Source organism: Mucilaginibacter auburnensis, from assembly GCF_002797815.1.
Taxonomy (GTDB): domain Bacteria; phylum Bacteroidota; class Bacteroidia; order Sphingobacteriales; family Sphingobacteriaceae; genus Mucilaginibacter; species Mucilaginibacter auburnensis.
This window is the reverse complement of record NZ_PGFJ01000001.1, coordinates 1,586,783-1,605,806: the sequence shown is the minus strand read 5'-3', so window position 1 is coordinate 1,605,806 and position 19,024 is coordinate 1,586,783. Positions and strand designations below refer to the sequence as shown.

At 41.8% G+C, this 19,024-nt stretch carries 16 protein-coding genes and 1 tRNA gene; 8 read left to right on the top strand and 9 right to left on the bottom strand.

Features of this window, described 5'->3' with window-relative positions:
- The first annotated feature begins 570 nt into the window (after window positions 1-570).
- Window positions 571-1,179, top strand: coding sequence for a hypothetical protein (locus CLV57_RS07110; protein ID WP_157799089.1), 609 nt, complete (start codon window positions 571-573; stop codon window positions 1,177-1,179).
- Between the two features lie 276 nt (window positions 1,180-1,455).
- On the opposite strand, the gene CLV57_RS07105 is transcribed toward CLV57_RS07110, so the two are convergent.
- Window positions 1,456-1,529 (bottom strand) — tRNA-Ile (locus CLV57_RS07105).
- Between the two features lie 160 nt (window positions 1,530-1,689).
- On the opposite strand from CLV57_RS07105, the gene CLV57_RS07100 reads away from it, so the two are divergent.
- Window positions 1,690-2,331, top strand: coding sequence for an HAD family hydrolase (locus tag CLV57_RS07100; protein ID WP_100340616.1), 642 nt, complete (start codon window positions 1,690-1,692; stop codon window positions 2,329-2,331).
- A gap of 65 nt (window positions 2,332-2,396) precedes the next feature.
- Window positions 2,397-2,804 carry a hypothetical protein gene (locus tag CLV57_RS07095; protein WP_100340615.1) on the top strand — a complete coding sequence of 136 codons (408 nt, stop codon included), beginning with the start codon at window positions 2,397-2,399 and terminating at the stop codon, window positions 2,802-2,804.
- Here CLV57_RS07095 and CLV57_RS07090 read toward each other — a convergent pair whose 3' ends face one another.
- Window positions 2,805-3,983 carry a proline dehydrogenase family protein gene (locus tag CLV57_RS07090; RefSeq protein ID WP_100340614.1) on the bottom strand — a complete coding sequence of 393 codons (1,179 nt, stop codon included), beginning with the start codon at window positions 3,981-3,983 and terminating at the stop codon, window positions 2,805-2,807.
- Window positions 3,984-4,105: 122 nt separating this feature from the next.
- Here CLV57_RS07090 and CLV57_RS07085 point away from each other — a divergent pair, with 122 nt between their 5' ends.
- The 3 genes from CLV57_RS07085 to CLV57_RS07075 all read left to right on the top strand — a co-directional run bounded on the left by CLV57_RS07085 (window position 4,106) and on the right by CLV57_RS07075 (window position 6,617).
- A complete protein-coding gene (locus tag CLV57_RS07085; protein ID WP_100340613.1) occupies window positions 4,106-4,312 on the top strand; it encodes an RNA-binding S4 domain-containing protein in 207 nt (68 codons plus the stop codon).
- A 4-nt stretch (window positions 4,313-4,316) separates the two neighbouring features.
- Window positions 4,317-5,417 (top strand): 3-dehydroquinate synthase, encoded by a 1,101-nt coding sequence (gene aroB, locus CLV57_RS07080; protein WP_245856893.1) that lies wholly within the window; start codon window positions 4,317-4,319, stop codon window positions 5,415-5,417.
- 318 nt (window positions 5,418-5,735) lie between these two features.
- Window positions 5,736-6,617 (top strand): hypothetical protein, encoded by an 882-nt coding sequence (locus CLV57_RS07075; protein ID WP_100340612.1) that lies wholly within the window; start codon window positions 5,736-5,738, stop codon window positions 6,615-6,617.
- A 57-nt stretch (window positions 6,618-6,674) separates the two neighbouring features.
- On the opposite strand, the gene CLV57_RS07070 is transcribed toward CLV57_RS07075, so the two are convergent.
- Window positions 6,675-7,622 (bottom strand): SMP-30/gluconolactonase/LRE family protein, encoded by a 948-nt coding sequence (locus tag CLV57_RS07070; RefSeq protein WP_100341336.1) that lies wholly within the window; start codon window positions 7,620-7,622, stop codon window positions 6,675-6,677.
- 160 nt (window positions 7,623-7,782) lie between these two features.
- Between CLV57_RS07070 and CLV57_RS07065 the strand changes: the two genes are divergently transcribed.
- Window positions 7,783-8,985: a DUF763 domain-containing protein gene (locus CLV57_RS07065; RefSeq protein ID WP_100341335.1), complete on the top strand. Its 1,203-nt coding sequence runs from the start codon at window positions 7,783-7,785 to the stop codon at window positions 8,983-8,985.
- Here CLV57_RS07065 and CLV57_RS07060 read toward each other — a convergent pair.
- Window positions 8,977-9,501: a DUF4142 domain-containing protein gene (locus CLV57_RS07060; RefSeq protein ID WP_100340611.1), complete on the bottom strand. Its 525-nt coding sequence runs from the start codon at window positions 9,499-9,501 to the stop codon at window positions 8,977-8,979. The genes CLV57_RS07065 and CLV57_RS07060 overlap by 9 nt on opposite strands.
- An 83-nt stretch (window positions 9,502-9,584) precedes the next feature.
- The gene (locus CLV57_RS07055; RefSeq protein WP_100340610.1) at window positions 9,585-12,167 is read right to left on the bottom strand and encodes a phosphoenolpyruvate carboxylase; all 2,583 of its coding nucleotides are present in this window, start codon (window positions 12,165-12,167) and stop codon (window positions 9,585-9,587) included.
- Window positions 12,168-12,367: 200 nt separating this feature from the next.
- On the opposite strand from CLV57_RS07055, the gene CLV57_RS07050 reads away from it, so the two are divergent.
- Entirely contained in the window at window positions 12,368-14,512 is a 2,145-nt protein-coding gene (locus tag CLV57_RS07050) for an FUSC family protein (RefSeq protein ID WP_100340609.1), read from the top strand.
- Window positions 14,513-14,622: 110 nt separating this feature from the next.
- Here the strand turns inward: CLV57_RS07050 and CLV57_RS07045 are convergent, their stop codons facing one another.
- The 4 genes from CLV57_RS07045 to tgt all read right to left on the bottom strand — a co-directional run bounded on the left by CLV57_RS07045 (window position 14,623) and on the right by tgt (window position 18,860).
- On the bottom strand, window positions 14,623-14,907 hold the full coding sequence (locus CLV57_RS07045) for a LapA family protein (protein WP_157799088.1): 285 nt from the start codon (window positions 14,905-14,907) through the stop codon (window positions 14,623-14,625).
- 819 nt (window positions 14,908-15,726) lie between these two features.
- The gene (locus CLV57_RS07040) at window positions 15,727-16,632 is read right to left on the bottom strand and encodes a DMT family transporter (RefSeq protein ID WP_100340607.1); all 906 of its coding nucleotides are present in this window, start codon (window positions 16,630-16,632) and stop codon (window positions 15,727-15,729) included.
- The gene (locus tag CLV57_RS07035; protein ID WP_100340606.1) at window positions 16,632-17,729 is read right to left on the bottom strand and encodes an LptF/LptG family permease; all 1,098 of its coding nucleotides are present in this window, start codon (window positions 17,727-17,729) and stop codon (window positions 16,632-16,634) included. The genes CLV57_RS07040 and CLV57_RS07035 overlap by 1 nt, the downstream gene beginning before the upstream one ends.
- A complete protein-coding gene (tgt, locus tag CLV57_RS07030; RefSeq protein ID WP_100340605.1) occupies window positions 17,730-18,860 on the bottom strand; it encodes a tRNA guanosine(34) transglycosylase Tgt in 1,131 nt (376 codons plus the stop codon).
- Window positions 18,861-19,024 lie beyond the last annotated feature (164 nt).

The following is a 19,024-nucleotide window of genomic DNA, read 5'->3' as shown; positions in this document are numbered from 1 at the left end:
CAATCAGTTTTGTGATATACACATGAAAATTATCTGCCCAAACCCGATACTGACAGAAACAATAAGTATGTGGGAAAGTTTACAGTTAAATGGAAACACCGATGATCAATATAAGATCTATTATAATTAAATACTGGAAGATAAACATATTGTTATGTATTGCAATTTACATTGCCTACCGGATCGCCATTTTAGATATAACTCACAAAGGGGAAGGCCTATCGGCAACTATACTGAACTGGCTGGATATACTCCTAAACCTCGGATTTTCTTTGTTGTTTCTGGTGGCGACTATGCTTTGCACGACATCCATACTCTTGAATCTGACAGAAAGTGTAAGAAGTCACCTGGTTCTTTCCTGGCTTAGTTTTTCAGGACTTCCCCTCATTTTCCTGGTTATTATGATCATAGACAGGTTAGCAAATGGACACCACACCGACGTTATGACAAAGGCTTTTTATGTTGCAATAGCGTACCATGTATTACAACATTATTGTTTTTCAGGTTCAGAGCAGTTTATCTTTCACGTTACAATTGATATAATTTTACTTGCAGCTACTAATAAAAAAAATGACAAACCTTCTGATTTGTGCTATGTGTATCTTTCATACCTATGCCTGTCAATCTCACAACCCGGAAAACCCTCAAACCTTGGGAGGGAAAAATTTTCGGTTGGACAAGCTTACATTTAAGGAGAACCCAACTCTTCTGTTGGGTAAGAACCGTTTTTACAAGACCTCTATCAAAGACAACAACGACAGGATCATCGCATTTAATTGCGTTATAAGTAAAAAAGAAAATGCTGCCATTAAAGTTTCATTAGGCGATATAGATGTAAGTAAATACAAATGCGACTTTAAAGTTAGTACAAACAATAAGCTTATTGGTGTGTCCGTATTTTTTACATCTCCAAAAGATCAAAAGGACATGATATTAAAAAACATCAATGCACTGTACAAAGATTACCAGATATCCATCAATCAGGCAAATACCAGCCCTTCTGTCTATCATTGGGAAGCCCCTGATAAGATTATTCATTTTACATATGCCGCGTTTGAAGGAGATTATGTATATCAAATTTCAATTATCAACAGTAAAGTTAACTGCAGCAACTTTCCTTTGGAAAAAGTATTCGTTGGTGAAGACATCTGTTTGAAAGAATATACCAGAAAACGTTAATGAGCATGCCTCACTAAATACAAATTGTATGGTTTAAGTAAAAGTAGCCAGCTTAAAACAAACAGCGCAATTATGTTGTGGGTTTACTGACAAGCAATAGCTTCCCGGAATCACAAAGTCAACTTTGCCTAAATGCATCAGACAAAAAATCACATCAGGTTCTCAGTTAGGTGTTCAGAAGTTTGGCCTTCTTTCGGGTTATTGAGAGGATAGTTAATTAAAAACCCTCTAAATAGATATTTAGAGGGTTTTTGTTGTCTCCGATATTGGAGTTTGTGCGCCCACCTGGGCTCGAACCAGGGACCAAAAGATTATGAGTCTTCTACTCTAACCGACTGAGCTATAGGCGCAGTGAAATTGTAAAAATTTCAGGCTGCAATGTTACAACATTGCAGCCATATTACAAAGCGTATTTTGCTAAAAATCCATTTTTTTTAAACCACCATGCTAATGCTCACTTAATGAAATAATTATATTTTTGCCGGCGCACAGCAGCGTATAATTTTAGTTATGACCAACGTTAAGAACATCATTTTTGATTACGGAAACGTAATTTTCCATATAGATTTCAATAAGGTGGCACAAGCCTGGAAGCAACTTGGTATTACAAACGCTGATGAATTTTATGGGCATCGCCAACAGGATGATGTTTTTAATGCTTTAGAACGCGGACAAATAACTCCAGCAGCTTTCAGAGACAGAATAAGGGAACTGACCAATAAACCAGAACTTACTGACGAACAGATTAATGGCGCATGGAACGCCATTTTTGTGGGCATTCCTAAAGGGAACCATGAGTTATTGCTGCAGCTAAAAGAGAAGTACCGTACATTTCTGCTGAGTAACATCAACGCCATCCATCACGATTACGTTCATAACTATTTAAAAACAGAGTTTGGACTGGAAAGCAACGATGAACTTTTTGAAAAAGTTTATTACTCGCATTTGATGGGTAAACGCAAGCCCGACGCTGAAATATTTGAACAGGTGCTGGAAGAAAATGGATTAAACGCTGCCGAAACGCTATTTATAGATGATAGTCCGCAGCATTTGGAAACAGCAAAAAAACTGGGTATGCAAACTTACTTAATGACAACCCCAGATAATATACAGGAGTATTTCAAGGTAAACGGATTGCTAAATGCTAAATAAAACCGGGTTTAAGTAAATCAATTTTTTAAAAAAAATTGTATATTGCTATATAAACCTTAACTAAAATGAAAAGATCACTTATAGCAACTGCCGTTTTACTGCTTTTCGTTGCATCTTCATGCACTTCGCCGGACGAAAACAAGATATTTGCTAACTACGCACCATCAGCGCCGGAATATAAGCGTGAACTTATCCGCATATTTTTAACTGACGGCACCAAAAACTTCCAGTTCAATTTTAAAGAACTGGTTAACTTTAATAGTCAGACTTACATGAAATTGAATATTACAGGTGCCGGTACAAATGCCGAGGCGCTGGTAGCAGTAACAAACTGGACTAAATTAGAAGACATCCAACGTACTAAAGGACTCGGTTACGCCGGTGCCGAATTAAAAAACCTACAGCTTGATATTGCCAAATCTGAAGCTGAACCTATATTATCTTATCGTACGCTTGACAGGATAATTGACTAATTAAAGCCCCCTCCGCCTCATCTCCTTTACTATTAAACTCAACTCTCGGCTCATTTGTCCTGAAATAGCAGTATTTTCCTGAGCCCTTCGGAACAAATATGGCATAACCGCCTTAACAGGTCCGTAAGGCACATATTTAGCTACGTTATAACCAGCATCGGCGAGGTTAAAGCTTAAGTTGTCGCTCATGCCTAATAGCTGAGCAAAATAAATGTGCTTATGGTCTGCATTTAAGGTTTTGCGTTTTATTAGCTCGGTTAGATATAAACAGCTGGCCTCGTTATGCGTTCCTGCAACAAAGGCTACAGTGTTTATATTATCTGTACAAAATTCAAGGGCCAAGTTAAAATCCCAATCGGTGGCTACCTTGTCGGGTTGTATTGGCGATGGATAGCCCAGTTCCTCTGCCCTGTTACGTTCCTTTTCCATGTAAGCGCCACGCACCAGTTTTGCACCTAAAATAAAACCTTCATTTTTTGCTGTTTCTGCATCCTGCTTCAATGAGGCCAGCTTGTCTGCACGGTAAAGTTGGTAGGTATTGTAAACAATCGCTTTTTCTTTGTTGAAGCGGCGCATCATATTTAATGCCAACAGATCAATAGTATCCTGTATCCAGCTTTCCTCGGCATCAATCATAACAGGTATACCTACTTCGTGAGCTTTTTCGCATATAGCCATTACTCTATCTGCTACACGCTGCCATTCTTCGGTTTCGGTATCGGTTAAAGGCAGGCGTTCATCCATTTTTTGCAACAATGCAAAGCGGCCAACACCGGTAACTTTAAATACAGTAATAGGTATTGACGGATCTTTAGCTGCTCTTCTGATGGTTTTTAGTATCTCATCGCGGGTTTCGTCAAAAACCTGCTCGCTGTCCTCCCCTTCTACCGAGTAATCTAAGATGGTTCCTACTCCGCCTTTGGCCAGCGTTTGTATGGTATGTTCGCATTCGCGGATATCTTCACCACCGCAAAACTGTTTAAATATAGTTTGCTTTATGGCGCTTTTTATGGGCAAACCTATCTTAAGTGCCAGGTTAGTAACAGGCGGACCGATCTTTACCAGGAAATTACTGTTGATCAACTTAAACAACCAGTACGCACGGCGTAAGTCGGCATTTGAGGCGTGGCGGAATGCAACCTCCGTATTTTCGAACGATAATAAATGCTCTTTCTGCATAGATAATAAGTATGGCCCTGCATTGCTTGCGCAATACACCGCCGATCAGTTAATGTTCCGCTAAATTATAAAATGTATATTAGATAACTCATTATTCTGCGAATAGTTTATTTTTGCGCCTCATGATCGAATTCAAAGTAAACGGCGATTTTATCCCTATGATTCAGCTATTAAAGGCCACTAACCTTGTGCAAACAGGTGGCGAGGCACAAATAGTTGTTGATGAGGGCGAGGTAAAATACAACGGACAGGTTGACTACCGCAAGCGACTAAAAGTTAAGGCCGGCGATATAGTTGAATTCAACGGAGAGACGATCAAAGTGATTTAGTACCATGACCGAAGCTTATAACGATACCCCGACTGCTGATACAATGGAAACCTTACAAAGCAACAGCTACAATATCTATTTTAATGATGCCCTGGCAGAAGTTGTACGCTTTGTTGAAAACGGCCACTACTCCCGTTTCTTTGTACTAACGGATGAGAACACTGCCAAACATTGTTTACCCTTACTTCGCGAGAAACTGGGCGATAATGATAACTACGACCTCATCGAGATCAATGCAGGCGAAGAAAGCAAAGACATTGATTTTTGCATTGGTGTTTGGAAAATGCTGATAGACTTTGGCGCCGACCGTAAAAGTTTATTGATCAACTTAGGCGGTGGTGTGGTGAGTGATCTGGGTGGTTTTGCAGCCTCTACCTTTAAACGCGGTATTGACTTTGTACATGTACCTACTACCCTGCTTTCGCAGGTAGATGCCTCTGTTGGCGGCAAAACAGGTATTGACATTGATAGCATCAAAAACATCATTGGCACCTTTACCCAGCCTAAAGCTGTTTTTATTGAATACGACTTTTTAAAGACCCTACCCGCACGCCAGATATTATCAGGCACGGCAGAGATGCTAAAACACGGTTTGATCTGCGATGCCGACTACTGGAACCTTTTAAAAGAAAGCGACCTGAGCCAGCCTACTGCCGAAATGGTTTACCGCTCTGTAGCTATTAAGAACCAGGTGGTGTTGGAAGATCCGCACGAAAAGAATATACGCAAGTCGCTTAATTTTGGCCACACTATTGGTCATGCGGTTGAGACCTATTCTTTGGTGCATGATGAAGACTCTTTATCGCACGGTGAGGCTATCGCTATTGGCATGATATGCGAGGCTTACCTGGCCTACAAAAAAACAGGTTTAAGTTTGGATGAGCTGAATGAAATCACGGATGTGTTGACCAGCCTCTACCCTTTCTACCAGCTGCGCGAGGAGATGAACGACGAACTGTTGGAGATCATGAAAAAGGATAAAAAGAACCAGAACGGCAATATTAACTGTACCCTGCTAAATAAAATTGGTGAGTTTAACATTGATAACATTTGCACTACCGAAGAGCTGATAGAGAGCCTGCAATACTACGCGAGTTTGAATTAATACACGAAGGTGTCCTACATACATATGCGTGTTGACTTTAAATCAGCACGCATATTTTTTTTAACAATCCATCAAATCAACAACTTACATTTTAGCGTTATTTGATGGGACACATTTTTAGTAAAAATTTAAGTTTTCAGGAATTTTTGGTCCACCAAATGGGACAGGGTTGGGAACACTAAGGGTGGTGAAAAGTGAATCGTAAGACGTGAGTTTATAAATCCGGACTAACTGATAAGTTCAATATCGACAATATTCGTAATTTTGAGAAGGTGATAGCAACCTTGCAATTGCTCGAATGTGAATTAGTAACCTACCATGACTGCCCTTATTTCTAAAATACAACATGACACTTTTGAAAAGGGTGAATTTATTGATGAAAAATTTAGAGATCTTTCCGAAACGCTTGAAATAATAAAGGCTTTTCCATGGGATTTAGAAAGAACCTTAACTGATGTAAAATTAACTGGTCCATCAGTTACAATTCAAAACCAGCAAGGAGATTTTCTAAAAGCAGCAATTTTTTTTAATAACAAATTTTGCATTTATTATTTGCATAATAACGCCGTTTATGAATATCCTGTGAGCGACCTACAAAGCGTTTATACTGAAGTAGAAAACTTTTTTAACAACGTTTTAGATCTTGAGAAATATCACAGGAACCTTTTTCAAATTGATGCCCGCGGCCACTTTGAAACCGACAGTTTTGAATATTGGGTGAAAATTTGGAGAGTACTGAAGCTCAATATATTTACGCTAACATTTTCCGGACTATTTTTAATAGCTAATATAGCAATTATTAGAGATCTTGTACAATTTCCACCAGTTATCCTTCTCTCTTTATTAAGTTGCTTTATATACATTTTAACAGGGCGAATATTTTACGCTGCATACATAAACCGCAATAACTACCTTAAAATATCAAAAGGAAACAACACTTTTTTATTTGGATATCATTCAAGCGATATTCGCTCGTATAATAAAACAGAGGTCACCAAAATTGTCACCTATGAAGCTAAAGGAAATAGAAACCCTGTTTTAGTTGAGATATATGAAATATATTTTAAAGACGGCACTGTAATTAAAATTTCTAATATGCTAATATCATGGTTTGACCTTTTTGACAAATTTTCAGACAAAATGGAAAACTTAGATGTACCTATAATAAGCGGTAAAAGGTCATTATATAAAATGCTGTAAACAAAAAGAGCGATAAGTTTCCTCATCGCTCCTTTCATATCTGTTAATTAAAACCGCTTATTCAACGCCTTTAACTTTCATTTGCATGGTATAAACAGCTTTAGGGCTGGTTATAAATAATATATCGCGATTTTTACCACCAAAGCATACGTTGGTTGTTGAGGGCTGCGGTACGCTTATCTGTGCTATGCGTTTGCCATCCTTATTGTAAACCTGTACACCACGACCGGTTAAATAAACGTTACCTTTATTATCTAAAGTAATACCGTCTGAACCAATTTCGGCAAAAGGAGTTTTGTTGCTCAAAGTACCGTCTTTCTCAATGGTGTACTTAAAGGTTTTACGGCCACCATAATCGGCAACGTAAAGGTATTTGCCATCAGGGGTACCCACAACACCGTTTGGTACACGCATATCGGTAATCACCGGTACGGCTTCTTTACTGCCTTTGCGCACTAAATAAACTTTCTGACCATCCAGTTGCATGCCCGGAGCACCACGGTGTTTCCAGAAAGCGCGTTGGAAATAAGGATCAGAAAAATACATGTCGCCTTTGTCGGTTACAAACACATCATTAGGACCGTTCATAAATTTGCCGCCAATGTCACCAATTATGGTAGTAATTTTTTTGTCGGGCGATATGCTGATCAACTGGTTAAGCAGTTCCGCGCAAGTGATGAGGTTGCCTTTTTTATCGAAGTAAGTACCATTGGCACGATGAGAACTATCCATCCATACGGTTAACTTACCATCAATACCGTACATCCATATCTTATCATTGTTTTGATCGGTAAAGTAGATGTTACCTTTTTTATCTGGCGACGGACCTTCTGTAAAACCAAACTGGTCTGATACCAGGGTAGGCACGGTGCCATCAGCAAAAAGTTCGCTGGTTGAATCGGCCAGGGCGGTTAATTGCTTATTAACAACCGGCGTGGTCTTCATCGCCGTTAACGCTCCAACAGACAATGCCGAAGCCAAAAATATTTTCTGGGTTAATTTCATATATGTATATAAATGGTAGCCAATTATAGCCATTTAAACAGTTATTATCAAGCAAGAGCCGCTTTAAACGGCTTTCATCATCAATAATTTACAAAGGCTTTGGCGTATGATGAGATATTTAACAAATGGTTTAATTTTATTTTTGCTAATTTTGTTAGCAATGAAACAGTCCGGAAACGCTGATCTGCCTTTGCATTATGGCTATGTACCGCAATGGCTGGCCGAACACATGGCCAAACTGGGCCTTGCCGTTACAGAAGCTATTGTGATGGATTACGGTAGCAGCGAGTATTTGCGCCGCATGAGCGATCCGTTCTGGTTTCAGAGCCTTGGCGCGGTGATGGGTATGGACTGGCATTCATCGGGTATTACCACATCAGTTATGGGCGCTTTAAAGCGGGCAGTCAATCCGCACAGCAAGGAGTTAGGTATTTATATATGCGGAGGTAAGGGAAAGCAATCTACCCAAACGCCTAATGAACTGATAAAAGTGGGCAACCAAACCGGCCTCGATGGTAATCAACTGGCGCAATGCAGTAAATTAAGCGCTAAGGTAGATAATACCGCCGTACAGGACGGCTTTCAACTTTACACTCATAATTTTATAGTAAGCAACACCGGTCAATGGAGCGTTGTGCAGCAGGGCATGAACAGCAACACCCGCATGGCCCGCCGTTATCACTGGCATTCCGGTCAGCTCAACTCATTTGTTGAAGAACCACACAGTGCCATTTGTGGTGAGAATATGGGCGCTATTTTAAACCTTACCGATAAACAGGCTGCTGCATCTAAGGACGGAATTATGCGCATTGCGCAGGATAATCCGGAAAGGATGATGGCGGAGGTTAAAAAACTGGTTATGCCCTCTCACCATGATGTACGCGCCAAAGATGTAGACTTGAAAAGATTGGGCTCAGTATTATGGCTGGCACATGAGAAACAGCCTAAAGATTTTGAAGAGCTATTGTTGTTGCAAGGATTAGGGCCGCGCACATTACAATCATTAACCCTGGTTAGCGAAGTGATCCATGGCACGCCATCAAGGTTTAAAGACCCTGCCCGCTTCGCCTTCGCCCATGGTGGTAAAGACGGTCATCCTTTCCCTGTGCCTGTTAAGGTTTATGATGAAACCATTGGCGTGCTGCAAAACGCTATTCATAAAGCCAAGCTGAGTAATGGTGAGAAAAATGAAGCGATAAAACGCTTAACGCAAATTGCGCAAAAAGCCGAAGAGGGTTTTACGCCTAATGCCGATTTTGATAAAGTGATAGAGCAGGAAAGAGCCAATTCCTATAAATATGGCGGCCGCACTGTATTTGGCAGCGCGAAACCGCCACAGACACCACAATTAAAATTATTTTAACCCGGCCTGCAGATCTTTAGCGGCCTGTAAGTGTTTTTTAAGCTTTGGCAAAGCATCCTCAGCTACCTTTTGCACGGCCGCTGTTTGATTATGCGTTTCGTTTTCAAACATTTTAACGGTTTTATCATGATCCATAACCATCATATCTGCATAAGCCGCGTCAAACCCAGGGCCCTTTTTAGCTTTAAGTTGATTGATCATTTCCTGCTGCTCAGCACTTAAAGTGTTGTTTACAACAACGTCTTTATCCTTGGCTAGCTGTTTTAATTCCTTTCCGATGCTATCATGATCGGTTATGATCATATCGGCAAAGGCAATAACCTTGGGGTTGTCAGAGCTGTTTTTGGCCAGTTGGGCAGCGGTAATTTCGGCCAAACCGCCTTTAATACCGTTCTCAACAAACAGCATCCCGCTTTTGTCAACATCGGTTTCGGTGCTTTGAACGTTCTCTCGTGGGGTATCCTCGCAGGCCGATAATAATGCTGCGAAGGCTAAGCAATACAATAGTTTCTTCATAACGATAAGTTTTATACTACAACAAGGAAATATTCCCGTTGGTTTTAAAACTTATCGCTATAAATAAAAATATTAATCAAAAATTAAACAAGATTTCTACCTGCGTTTACCACACCATAAACCGTGCGGATAACCAGCTTATCATAAGCCTCTTTTAATTCGGCATCTTTGGTATTATTCAACAACTGCAAAGCGTAGTGCTGTGTAATTACCAGCGGCAATACAATGCGTTCACGAATGGCAATAGAGCGCCTGTCGACAGGCGAGTCCTGCATCAACGCTTCCGTGCCGGTTAGTTCCAATAGCAATTCTTTGGTGAGGTCGTACTCAGTTTTTATCTGTTTCCAGAACGCGCCAAACTTTTTGTCTTTTTCCAGATAGGCGGTAACGCGGAAATCGGATTTAGACATAGACATCATACAATTATCCAGCATGGTGCGGAAAAAGCCCGACGTATTGTAAAGTTCGCTCACCTTTTCCCAATTACCGCTATCCTTCATTTTTTGCAAAGCGGTACCCACACCATAAAATCCCGGAACGTTTTGTTTCAACTGGCTCCACGAGGTTACAAAGCTAATGGCACGCAGATCTTCCAGCTTCAACGGCGCATCGGCGTTACGCTTGGTTGGGCGACTGCTGATATTAATACGAGACAATAATTTAAGCGGACTGAATTTTTCAAGGTACTCTACAAACAATGGGTCTGTACGCAGGGCCATGAACAAATCATAACTCTGGGTAGCCATGGTAGAGATAAGATCTTTCTCCTCGTCTTTTAAAACATCGCTGTTTTTTGGCTTTAAGGCCGATTGTACACCGGCATTAACCATTTGCTCAATGTTAAAGCGCGCACGCTCAACCGAGCCGTATTGTGAACTGATGGTTTGCCCCTGCACAGTTAGTTGTATATGCTCATTGGCTATCTCGCCACCCATTGATGCATAGAAACGGTGCGTTTTGCCACCGCCGCGTGCAGGCGGGCCTCCCCTGCCGTCAAAAAAGCCTAATTCAATGTTATACTTACGCGCCATAGCGGTTAGCTCCACCTTGGCGTTGTAAATACTCCAGTTGGCCATAATGTAGCCACCATCCTTGGTACTATCTGAGAAGCCCAACATAATGGTTTGGCAGTTGCCACGGCGTTTTAAATGTTCCCGGTAAAACGGATGGGTATATAAACGCTCCATTACCTCGGCAGCCACTTTAAGGTCGTTCACGGTTTCAAACAACGGCATAAAATCAACCGTCAATTCTTCGGCTTTCCAGCCACTCCACAAAAACAGGTCTATCAGTTGCAAAATGTCTGATGCCTGCTGGCAGTTACTGATGATAAACCGCTGACAAGCCTTTTGCCCGTTAGCGTATTGTATCTTTTTCATCAGCCTGATGGTGTTCAGCGTATCTTTTATCAGGTCGTCGGCATCATCGGGGCAGACAAAATAGCGCTCATTAAAAGTAAGTGTTGCCAGCTTTTGCTTTTCGTCCAGATCAAAATAGCCTTTAGTTAACCCGGTATCTACATTCTCGGTAACGTAAGCAGCTACCTTGCGCAGTATGCGGCTATCCTGCCTTATATCCAGCGTAGCAAAGAAACAGCCAAACAGGCGTATCTTACGCGTAAGGTCGTCAACAATATCCACAAATAAACTATCGTGAGCTTCCACCAAAGTACTGCGGATGGAGCCTAACAGATTCAACATCTCGCCCTGCAGGTCGCGGGCATCTTCCTTAGGTTTGTTAAAGGCGTTCTCATACAGCAGCGTTTCCAGTGTTGCGATGGTTTGCTCAATGCCGCGGAAAGTGATGCGGCGTTTCAGCACCCTGAAATCGCGATAATAACAACGGAAAATTATCTGGCGTAACAGGTTGGCCACCTCGCGGGTGGTTTCGGTATTTACATTGGGGTTACCGTCCCTGTCGCCGCCCGGCCAAAAGCCCAGTTCCAATAACTGGCTTTTGCGGATCTCGTCCACCTCAAACTCATCTTCCAGTTTTGCCTGTATGCCAGATATAGCATGGTAAAAAGTGTTCTCTAAAAACCAAACCAGGCTCACGGCCTCGTCAACCGGTGTAGGCGACGTTTTATTAAAGAATGGCGTTTTACCCAATTGCTGCAGCAAAACGTTTATGCTGTTAATGTCATTGGTTTTAAGCGCTTCAATCAGGTCGTTCATTATACCCAGTACCGAGCCCGGATAAAACTGCGTAGGGTGCGCGGTAAGCACCATGCGTAACGAAAAATTCTTTAGTTTATCGCTGATGCGGTCGCGTTGCTTGTCGCTGTCGGCTGCTTGCTGCAACAAACCTTTCAGTGTACCGGTATCGTCATTGCGCCCTACCTTTCCAAATGCCGAGTCTTCAATGGCATCAAAAAGCACTACCTGCCGCTCAATGTATTGAATGAACCTGAACAAACGGTTCAGCTGCTCCTTGTGGTCAATATCCGGAACGTACTTTTTAAAAAACGATTCGATGATCTCTGTCGGCGATTCCAGTTTTGCCGCACCCTTTTCGCAATGCGAACTAAAGAAGGGAAGAAGTATACCTATCTCCTTTACCTGGTAAAACGGCAGGGTTTGAAAAAGGCTGTTGTATAACTCAAAGCGCGTAACTACCTCACTGTTAAAGGTTGCTTCTTTGTGACTGAGCTGCAGGGTTGACGACATATTTATTTATTTTTTAGAAAAGGAAAAAAACAGGCGACTATAAAATATCGCCAAATTGATGTGAATTTAAATATTTCACGTAAAAATTTGAATACTTTTCAAAAAAAACTATCACATTTTAAAAATTCGTCTTCAAAAAGATAACGCCAATGTGATTATCACAAATTTGGTAATAAGGCATTTTTATCGAAATTTACCCAATGCTATCAACCGAAAAAGAGGTAAAAAGTTTCTTCTTCAGCCAGTACTTCTCTGATGGGCTGCGCATGTCATTAGGTATTTTGATACCCGCGCTTACCCTGCTGCAGTTTGACAGATTTGATCAGGGTATAGCTTTATCGCTCGGTGCGGTTTGCCTTTGCGTGGTTGATAACCCCGGCCCGGTATTGCACAAACGCAACGCTATGCTGATAGGCAATGCCTGTATGTTTGTTGTGGCTATGATAACCGGTTTTGCACGGTTCAATGTTTTTGCATTGGGGCTGGAGGTTACGCTGTTTACCTTTCTGTTCTCTATGTTCACGGTTTATGGCAACAGGGCAGCTTCGGTAGGTACTGCAGCTTTGTTGATCATGATCTTTATGATAGACCGGGATGTTGAGCCTGATGAAGTGCTGAAATACAGCGGTAACATTTTGGCGGGCGGCATCTGGTATATGGTGTTCAGTCTGGTATTTTTTGGCGTACGCCCCTACCGTGCGGCGCAACAGGCTTTAGGCGAGAACATTGACGATATTGTTAAATTCCTACGCCTGAAAGCCGACTTCTACCTGCACGAAACTGATATTGAGGAAAATTACCGCAAAGTTATTGCCCAGCAAATAAAAGTGAGTGAACACCAGGACCTGGTGCGTGAACTGCTATTCAAAAGCAGGGTGATGGTGCGCGAGTCAACCAATGCCAGCCGGATATTGGTACTTACCTTTGTTGACCTGGTGGATATGTTTGACCACATCATGGCAACCCACTATGACTATCAATCCATCCGGGAAAAATTTCAGCACACCGGCGTACTGCCTGATATATCAGACCTGATACAACAAATGGCTAACGAACTGGAACAGGTGGGCTACATGGTGCTGAGCAATAATCGTTACAAAAATCTGCGCAACTTTATGCCGGAGCTGGAGCAGCTCAAACAAAAAATTGACACCATAGGCAATGAGAAAGATACGAGCACCCTGGTACTGAAAAAAATACTGATCAACCTGCGCGACCTGAACAAGGAGATTGAGAACATCTGGACGTATTACCACGCCAGCGCCTCGAAAGTTTTGATTGAGCGCCAAAGCCGCCCTGATCCTGAATATTCAAAGTTTGTAAGTCACCAGGATTACGACTGGCACATATTTTTTGACAACTTTAACTTACAGTCGGGGGCTTTTAAACACGCCTTGCGGGTATCATTGGTTTGTTTGGTTGGTTTTACTGCGGCCAAGCTTTTACCACTGGGCCACCACAGCTATTGGATCTTGCTAACCATCATCGTTATCCTGAAGCCCGGTTTTAGCCTCTCTAAGCAACGCAATTACCAAAGGCTATTCGGCACTATTGCTGGCGGCATAATTGGCATACTGATACTCATGTACATCCCAAACAGCAATGTACAGTTCGCGTTGATGGTAGTGCTCATGATAGGCACCTACAGTTTTATCCGCCTGTATTATGTGGTGAGCGTGATCTGTATGACGCCCTATGTACTTATACTTTTCAAGTTTTTGGGCGTGGGAGGTTTCAATATTTTAGAGGAGCGCATTCTTGACACCGCTATTGGCTCAGGAATTGCCATTATAGCGAGTTATTTAATATTTCCGACCTGGGAGTTCCAACAGATCAGAAAAACGCTTGCAGAGGCTGTAATTGCGAATACGCGCTATCTGGTTAAAGCAACAGAGAGCCTTTCGGGAAATCCTGCACCATTAACGGAATACAAACTGGCCAGGAAAGATGTCTACATTAAATCGGCCAATTTATCTGCAGCCTTCCAGCGCATGACGTCGGAGCCTAAGAGCAAGCAACGCAACATCCGCGACGTGCACAAGTTTGTTGTGTTGAATCATATCCTCTCTTCCTACATCGCAACTGTGGCTGCCGAAGTAGGCATTAAACCCGATTACCGCGCAAGACCGGAAGCCATGAAAAGCATCCGCAAAAGTCTGGCGCTGCTTAACGAGGCCATCAAAAAATTAGGCGGTGAAAAAGTGGAATTTTATGAGGATAAAACCACGCTGCTTCTGGAGGACAAACCAGGCAACGTAAGCGATGCATTGCTCAAAGAACAAGTTGAATTTATCAACAAGATCAGCGTTGATATTACCAAAGTTACGGAGGCGGTGGTTAAATAAAAACGACCGTCATTGCGAGGTACGAAGCAATCCCAAACTATGCATGAGCGACTACCTGTCAGCGTGAGATTGCTTCGTACCTCGCAATGACGATTGACTTTTTTGCCGCCTTAATCGTTACTAATATACCTTCTGTCTTCCTCACTTAGTGTATCAGGACCATCATCTTCGTTATCGTACTCGCGATAGTCGGGAGCAATCTGTCGGGCGCGTTTTGGGCGGCCAACCATATAGCCTAAAATAAAACCAACAACGCCGGTTGCGGCCATGGCCGTGAGCTTTGACATGCGCACATCAGTAAATAAAATAGTGAATCGTACGGGGTCGGTGTTTTGCATTAACACTACCGTGAGCAAAATGGTAATAACGATGATAAGTATTGTTGTGATACGCATGCTGGCTTGTTGTTGATTGTTTAAGACAATATCTGATTTTTCTCGTGCTAAATGAAATTCAATTTAGCTGATTATGCCAGTGCAAAAATCGCGCACAAATTTTTTCACCCAGATCCGCGCCGTACATTCAGCCTCAATTTTCCAGATGGCATTGTTATTGCAAAGTGAAATAAAGACGAGAGGCCATTTGCGTTTTTTAACGCGCTTAGAAAACGCAGGTGAACTCTCAGGCTTCAATGGGCGAAGAACTCAAAAACAGCTTTAAAAACTCACCAGCGCAACACACCTAAATTTTCACAGTTTTCATAAAATCCACTTTGGATACACTAAGGCTCACCCAAATAGCCTTAAACCAATCGTCAAATAAAAACTTCATTTAAAAAACTATTTATATCTGATTATCAAATTTATAAACCAATTTAAAATACACAATTTTAACAATACTAATTTTTTTAGTTTTTCACAAATTAACTTAGATAACATATCCTCAATTAACACTTACATTAATTTTTATAATCATTATGATTATTAGAACTATATAAAAATATAAAAAGTCGAAATTTAAAAACAATTAACAGAAAAATAAGCGCTAATTAACCTATTTAGCTAGTTTTCAATACAACCGGAAAATACGTGATTTCAATACACAAACAGATTGTTGAAATTCGCGCTGTAAACGCTTATCTTTTCGAAAATGTATACAGATAGGACTGCGCAGGAAAGTGGCTCAGAGGGCTTAAAATTGAGTTATAGAGAAGCTACAGATTATCCCCCACCCTGCTTTAGGCATATAGTAGTTGCGAAATAAGGGATAAAAAATTAACGGGTTCTGCGGGCTGCCAGGTGCCTTTGAGCTACCGGAAAAAGAAAAATAGTGGACAGAACAATGAACGCTCCTGCCCAAAAACCGGTTGTCATTTTATTGCTATCGCCAAAAAAAAGAAAGGACATAACAATGCCGTAAACAGGCTCAAGGTTGGTAATAAGCGCCACCCTGAAGGCCGAAAGTTCGCGCATTACTGACACACCGGCAACGTAGGCCAAGGAGGTACACACCGTACCCAACAGCAATAAATAGCCCAGATCGGCACGACTTAAAGCCATGCTTTTATCAAACCCGGACGTAAAAACAAGGAAGATTGTGATCCAAAAAAAGGCGCCAACCAACTCATAAAAAGCAATGACAGGAGCCTGAAATTTTTTAACCTGGATGGAGTTTGCTATGGAAAAAAGCGATGCGCAAAGCGCGCTGCTAAGCCCTGCCAATATACCCTTAGTGTACCGGGTTTCAAATTTAAAAATAACAACGATGCCTATAATAATGAGAAACCCGGCCACTATCTCAAGCTTTGAAATTTGCTTTTTATTGATGAGTGGTTCAAGTACTGCGGTGAACAAAGTGATGGAAGAAAGGCACACCAAAGCCACCGGAACATTGGCCAGTTTGATGGACGCGAAGAACAAGATCCAGTGCCCGCCAACTACTGCTCCTATCATAGCCAGTTGCAAAAAACTACGTCTTGAAACGGCAAAAGCCGTCTTGTTAAAACGGAAATAAAGGAACAGGGAAACCATGGCAATAAGCACCCGGTACCATACCAACTGCACCGCCGATATGCTGATGAGCGCGCCTAAAATACCGGTGAATCCCCAGATAAAAACTGTGAAATGCAGGATCAATAAGTTGTTGTTTACTGCGGAATTTAAGGCCGGCGAACGCTTCATTATTTGGGTGCTTTATAAAGCAAATAAAGGCCAATAACACCAAACAATGCGTTGGGTATCATGGTGGCTATAATGGGCGATAAGCCGCCTTTAATAGCGAATACAAGAGAAAATTTATCAACTACAATGTAGGCAAAACACAAAGCCAGACCTATACCCAGGGGCAAACCTACCCCTCCACGCACCTTGCGCGACGATATAGACACCCCAATTATGGTTAGTACATAGGCGGCAAAAGGGTAGAAAAACCGGCGATACTTTTCAAATACCATATCTTTCAGATCGCCCGAACCTCGTATTTTTTCCTGGTCAATGCGCCTGTTGAGCTCCTTTAATGACATGGCCGAATAGGTATTGGCCACTATCTCAAAGTCTGACGGCTGCATGTTTAACACTGTATCTTTATTGAGGTGCTCTACCAATTTCTCGTTCAAACCGTTTACATAACGCACCGAATAATCATGCAGAGACCACACGCGCTTAACCGAATCATAAGAGATAGAGTTAGATACAATACGCTTTTTCAGATCATCGCCATTAAACTTCTCCAGTACAAACTGGTAGCCGGTTTTGGAGTATTTATCAAATGATTGTACGTACACATAGGTGTCTTTATCCAACTGCAGATGCACCTCGTTCTTAACGTTGTATTCGCCGTTAAACCCGTTCTCGTTCTCAAATTTCACCTTAATTTGATTGGTGACAGGGATAATGTACAGCTTCCCGATAAGTGATATAAAAAAAATGAGCGTTGCGCTAAGAAAATAAGGCCTTAAAAAGCGGTTAAAGCTAGCCCTGCTGCTCAAAATAGGTACTATCTCCGTTTGATTAGCCATTTTGGCGGTGAAAAATATCACAGCTAAAAAGGTAATGAGCGGCGATAGCATATCCATAAAAAACGGGATAAAGCCGGTGTAGTACCACATGATCTCCCATATGGAGCGGTGGTGTGTTAAGAAGTTATCCAGGTGTTCGGAAACGTCAAACACAACCGATATGCTGATAACAATGAGTAGCGTAAAAAAGAAGGTGCCCAGATACTTGCCTATAAGGTACCTGTCAATTATGGTTAAATATCTGTTTATAAATCCCTTCATTTAAAGCCTTTGGCCCAAGCGGTTAACCATTGTATTCTTCCATGATGAAAATTCGCCCGATATGATCTTCGCCCTGGCTTCTGCTACCAGCCACAAGTAAAAATGCAGGTTGTGCAGTGTAGCTATCTGCGCGCCCAGCATCTCGCCGGAGTGTATCAAATGGCGCAGATAAGCCTTTGTATATTGCTTATCGGCAAACAAAGTACTATCCTCTTCAATTGGCGAAAAATCATCTTTCCACTTTTCGTTTTTGATATTGATAACACCATTTTTTGTAAAAAGCATACCATTGCGCGCGTTACGGGTTGGCATAACACAGTCAAACATATCAATCCCCAAAGCAATATTCTCTAAAAGGTTGATGGGTGTGCCCACGCCCATTAAATAACGTGGTTTTTGCTGCGGTAATATATTGCACACAATTTCTGTCATGGCGTACATTTCTTCGGCAGGTTCACCTACAGAAAGACCGCCAATGGCATTGCCTTCGCGCTCAAAAGAAGCAATAACCTCTGCCGAACGCACGCGCAGATCTTTATAAACAGAGCCCTGTACAATTGGAAACAACGTTTGGCTGTAACCGTATTTAGGCCCGGTGCTGTCAAACCTGTCGCAGCAGCGTTTTAACCAGCGGTGCGTCATTTCTATAGAGCGTTTGGCATAGTTATAATCGCATGGGTAGGGCGTACATTCATCAAACGCCATAATAATATCAGCGCCTATTACACGCTGTATATCCATTACATTTTCGGGTGTGAACAGGTGTTTTGAGCCATCAATATGCGAGCGGAAGGTTACTCCCTCCTCTTTAATTTTACGTACTTCGCTTAAAGAATAAACTTGGTAACCGCCACTATCTGTAAGTATAGGCCCCTCCCATCCGTTAAATTTGTGTAGACCGCCGGCTCGTTCCAAAACGTCTAAGCCTGGGCGGAGGTACAAATGGTAGGTGTTACCTAAAATTATTTTGGCTTCTATATCGTCTTTTAGCTCACGCTGATGAACGGCTTTAACCGTACCCGCGGTACCTACAGGCATAAATATGGGTGTAGGAATAGTGCCGTGATCGGTAGTTATCTCGCCCGCGCGCGCTTTTGATAAAGGATCTTGTGCTGTTAAATTAAATTTCATTTTGCAGGGGGCAAAGATAGTGAATAGTGGTTAGAGATTAGTTGAGTTAAATTGCAACTCAAACTAAAAAACAGCCGGCTCAAGTTAGCACTACCTGAACATAATAGATTTGACAGACCATTAGCCTTAATAAATACAGCCCAAATTTGGTGTTATAGCCAAAC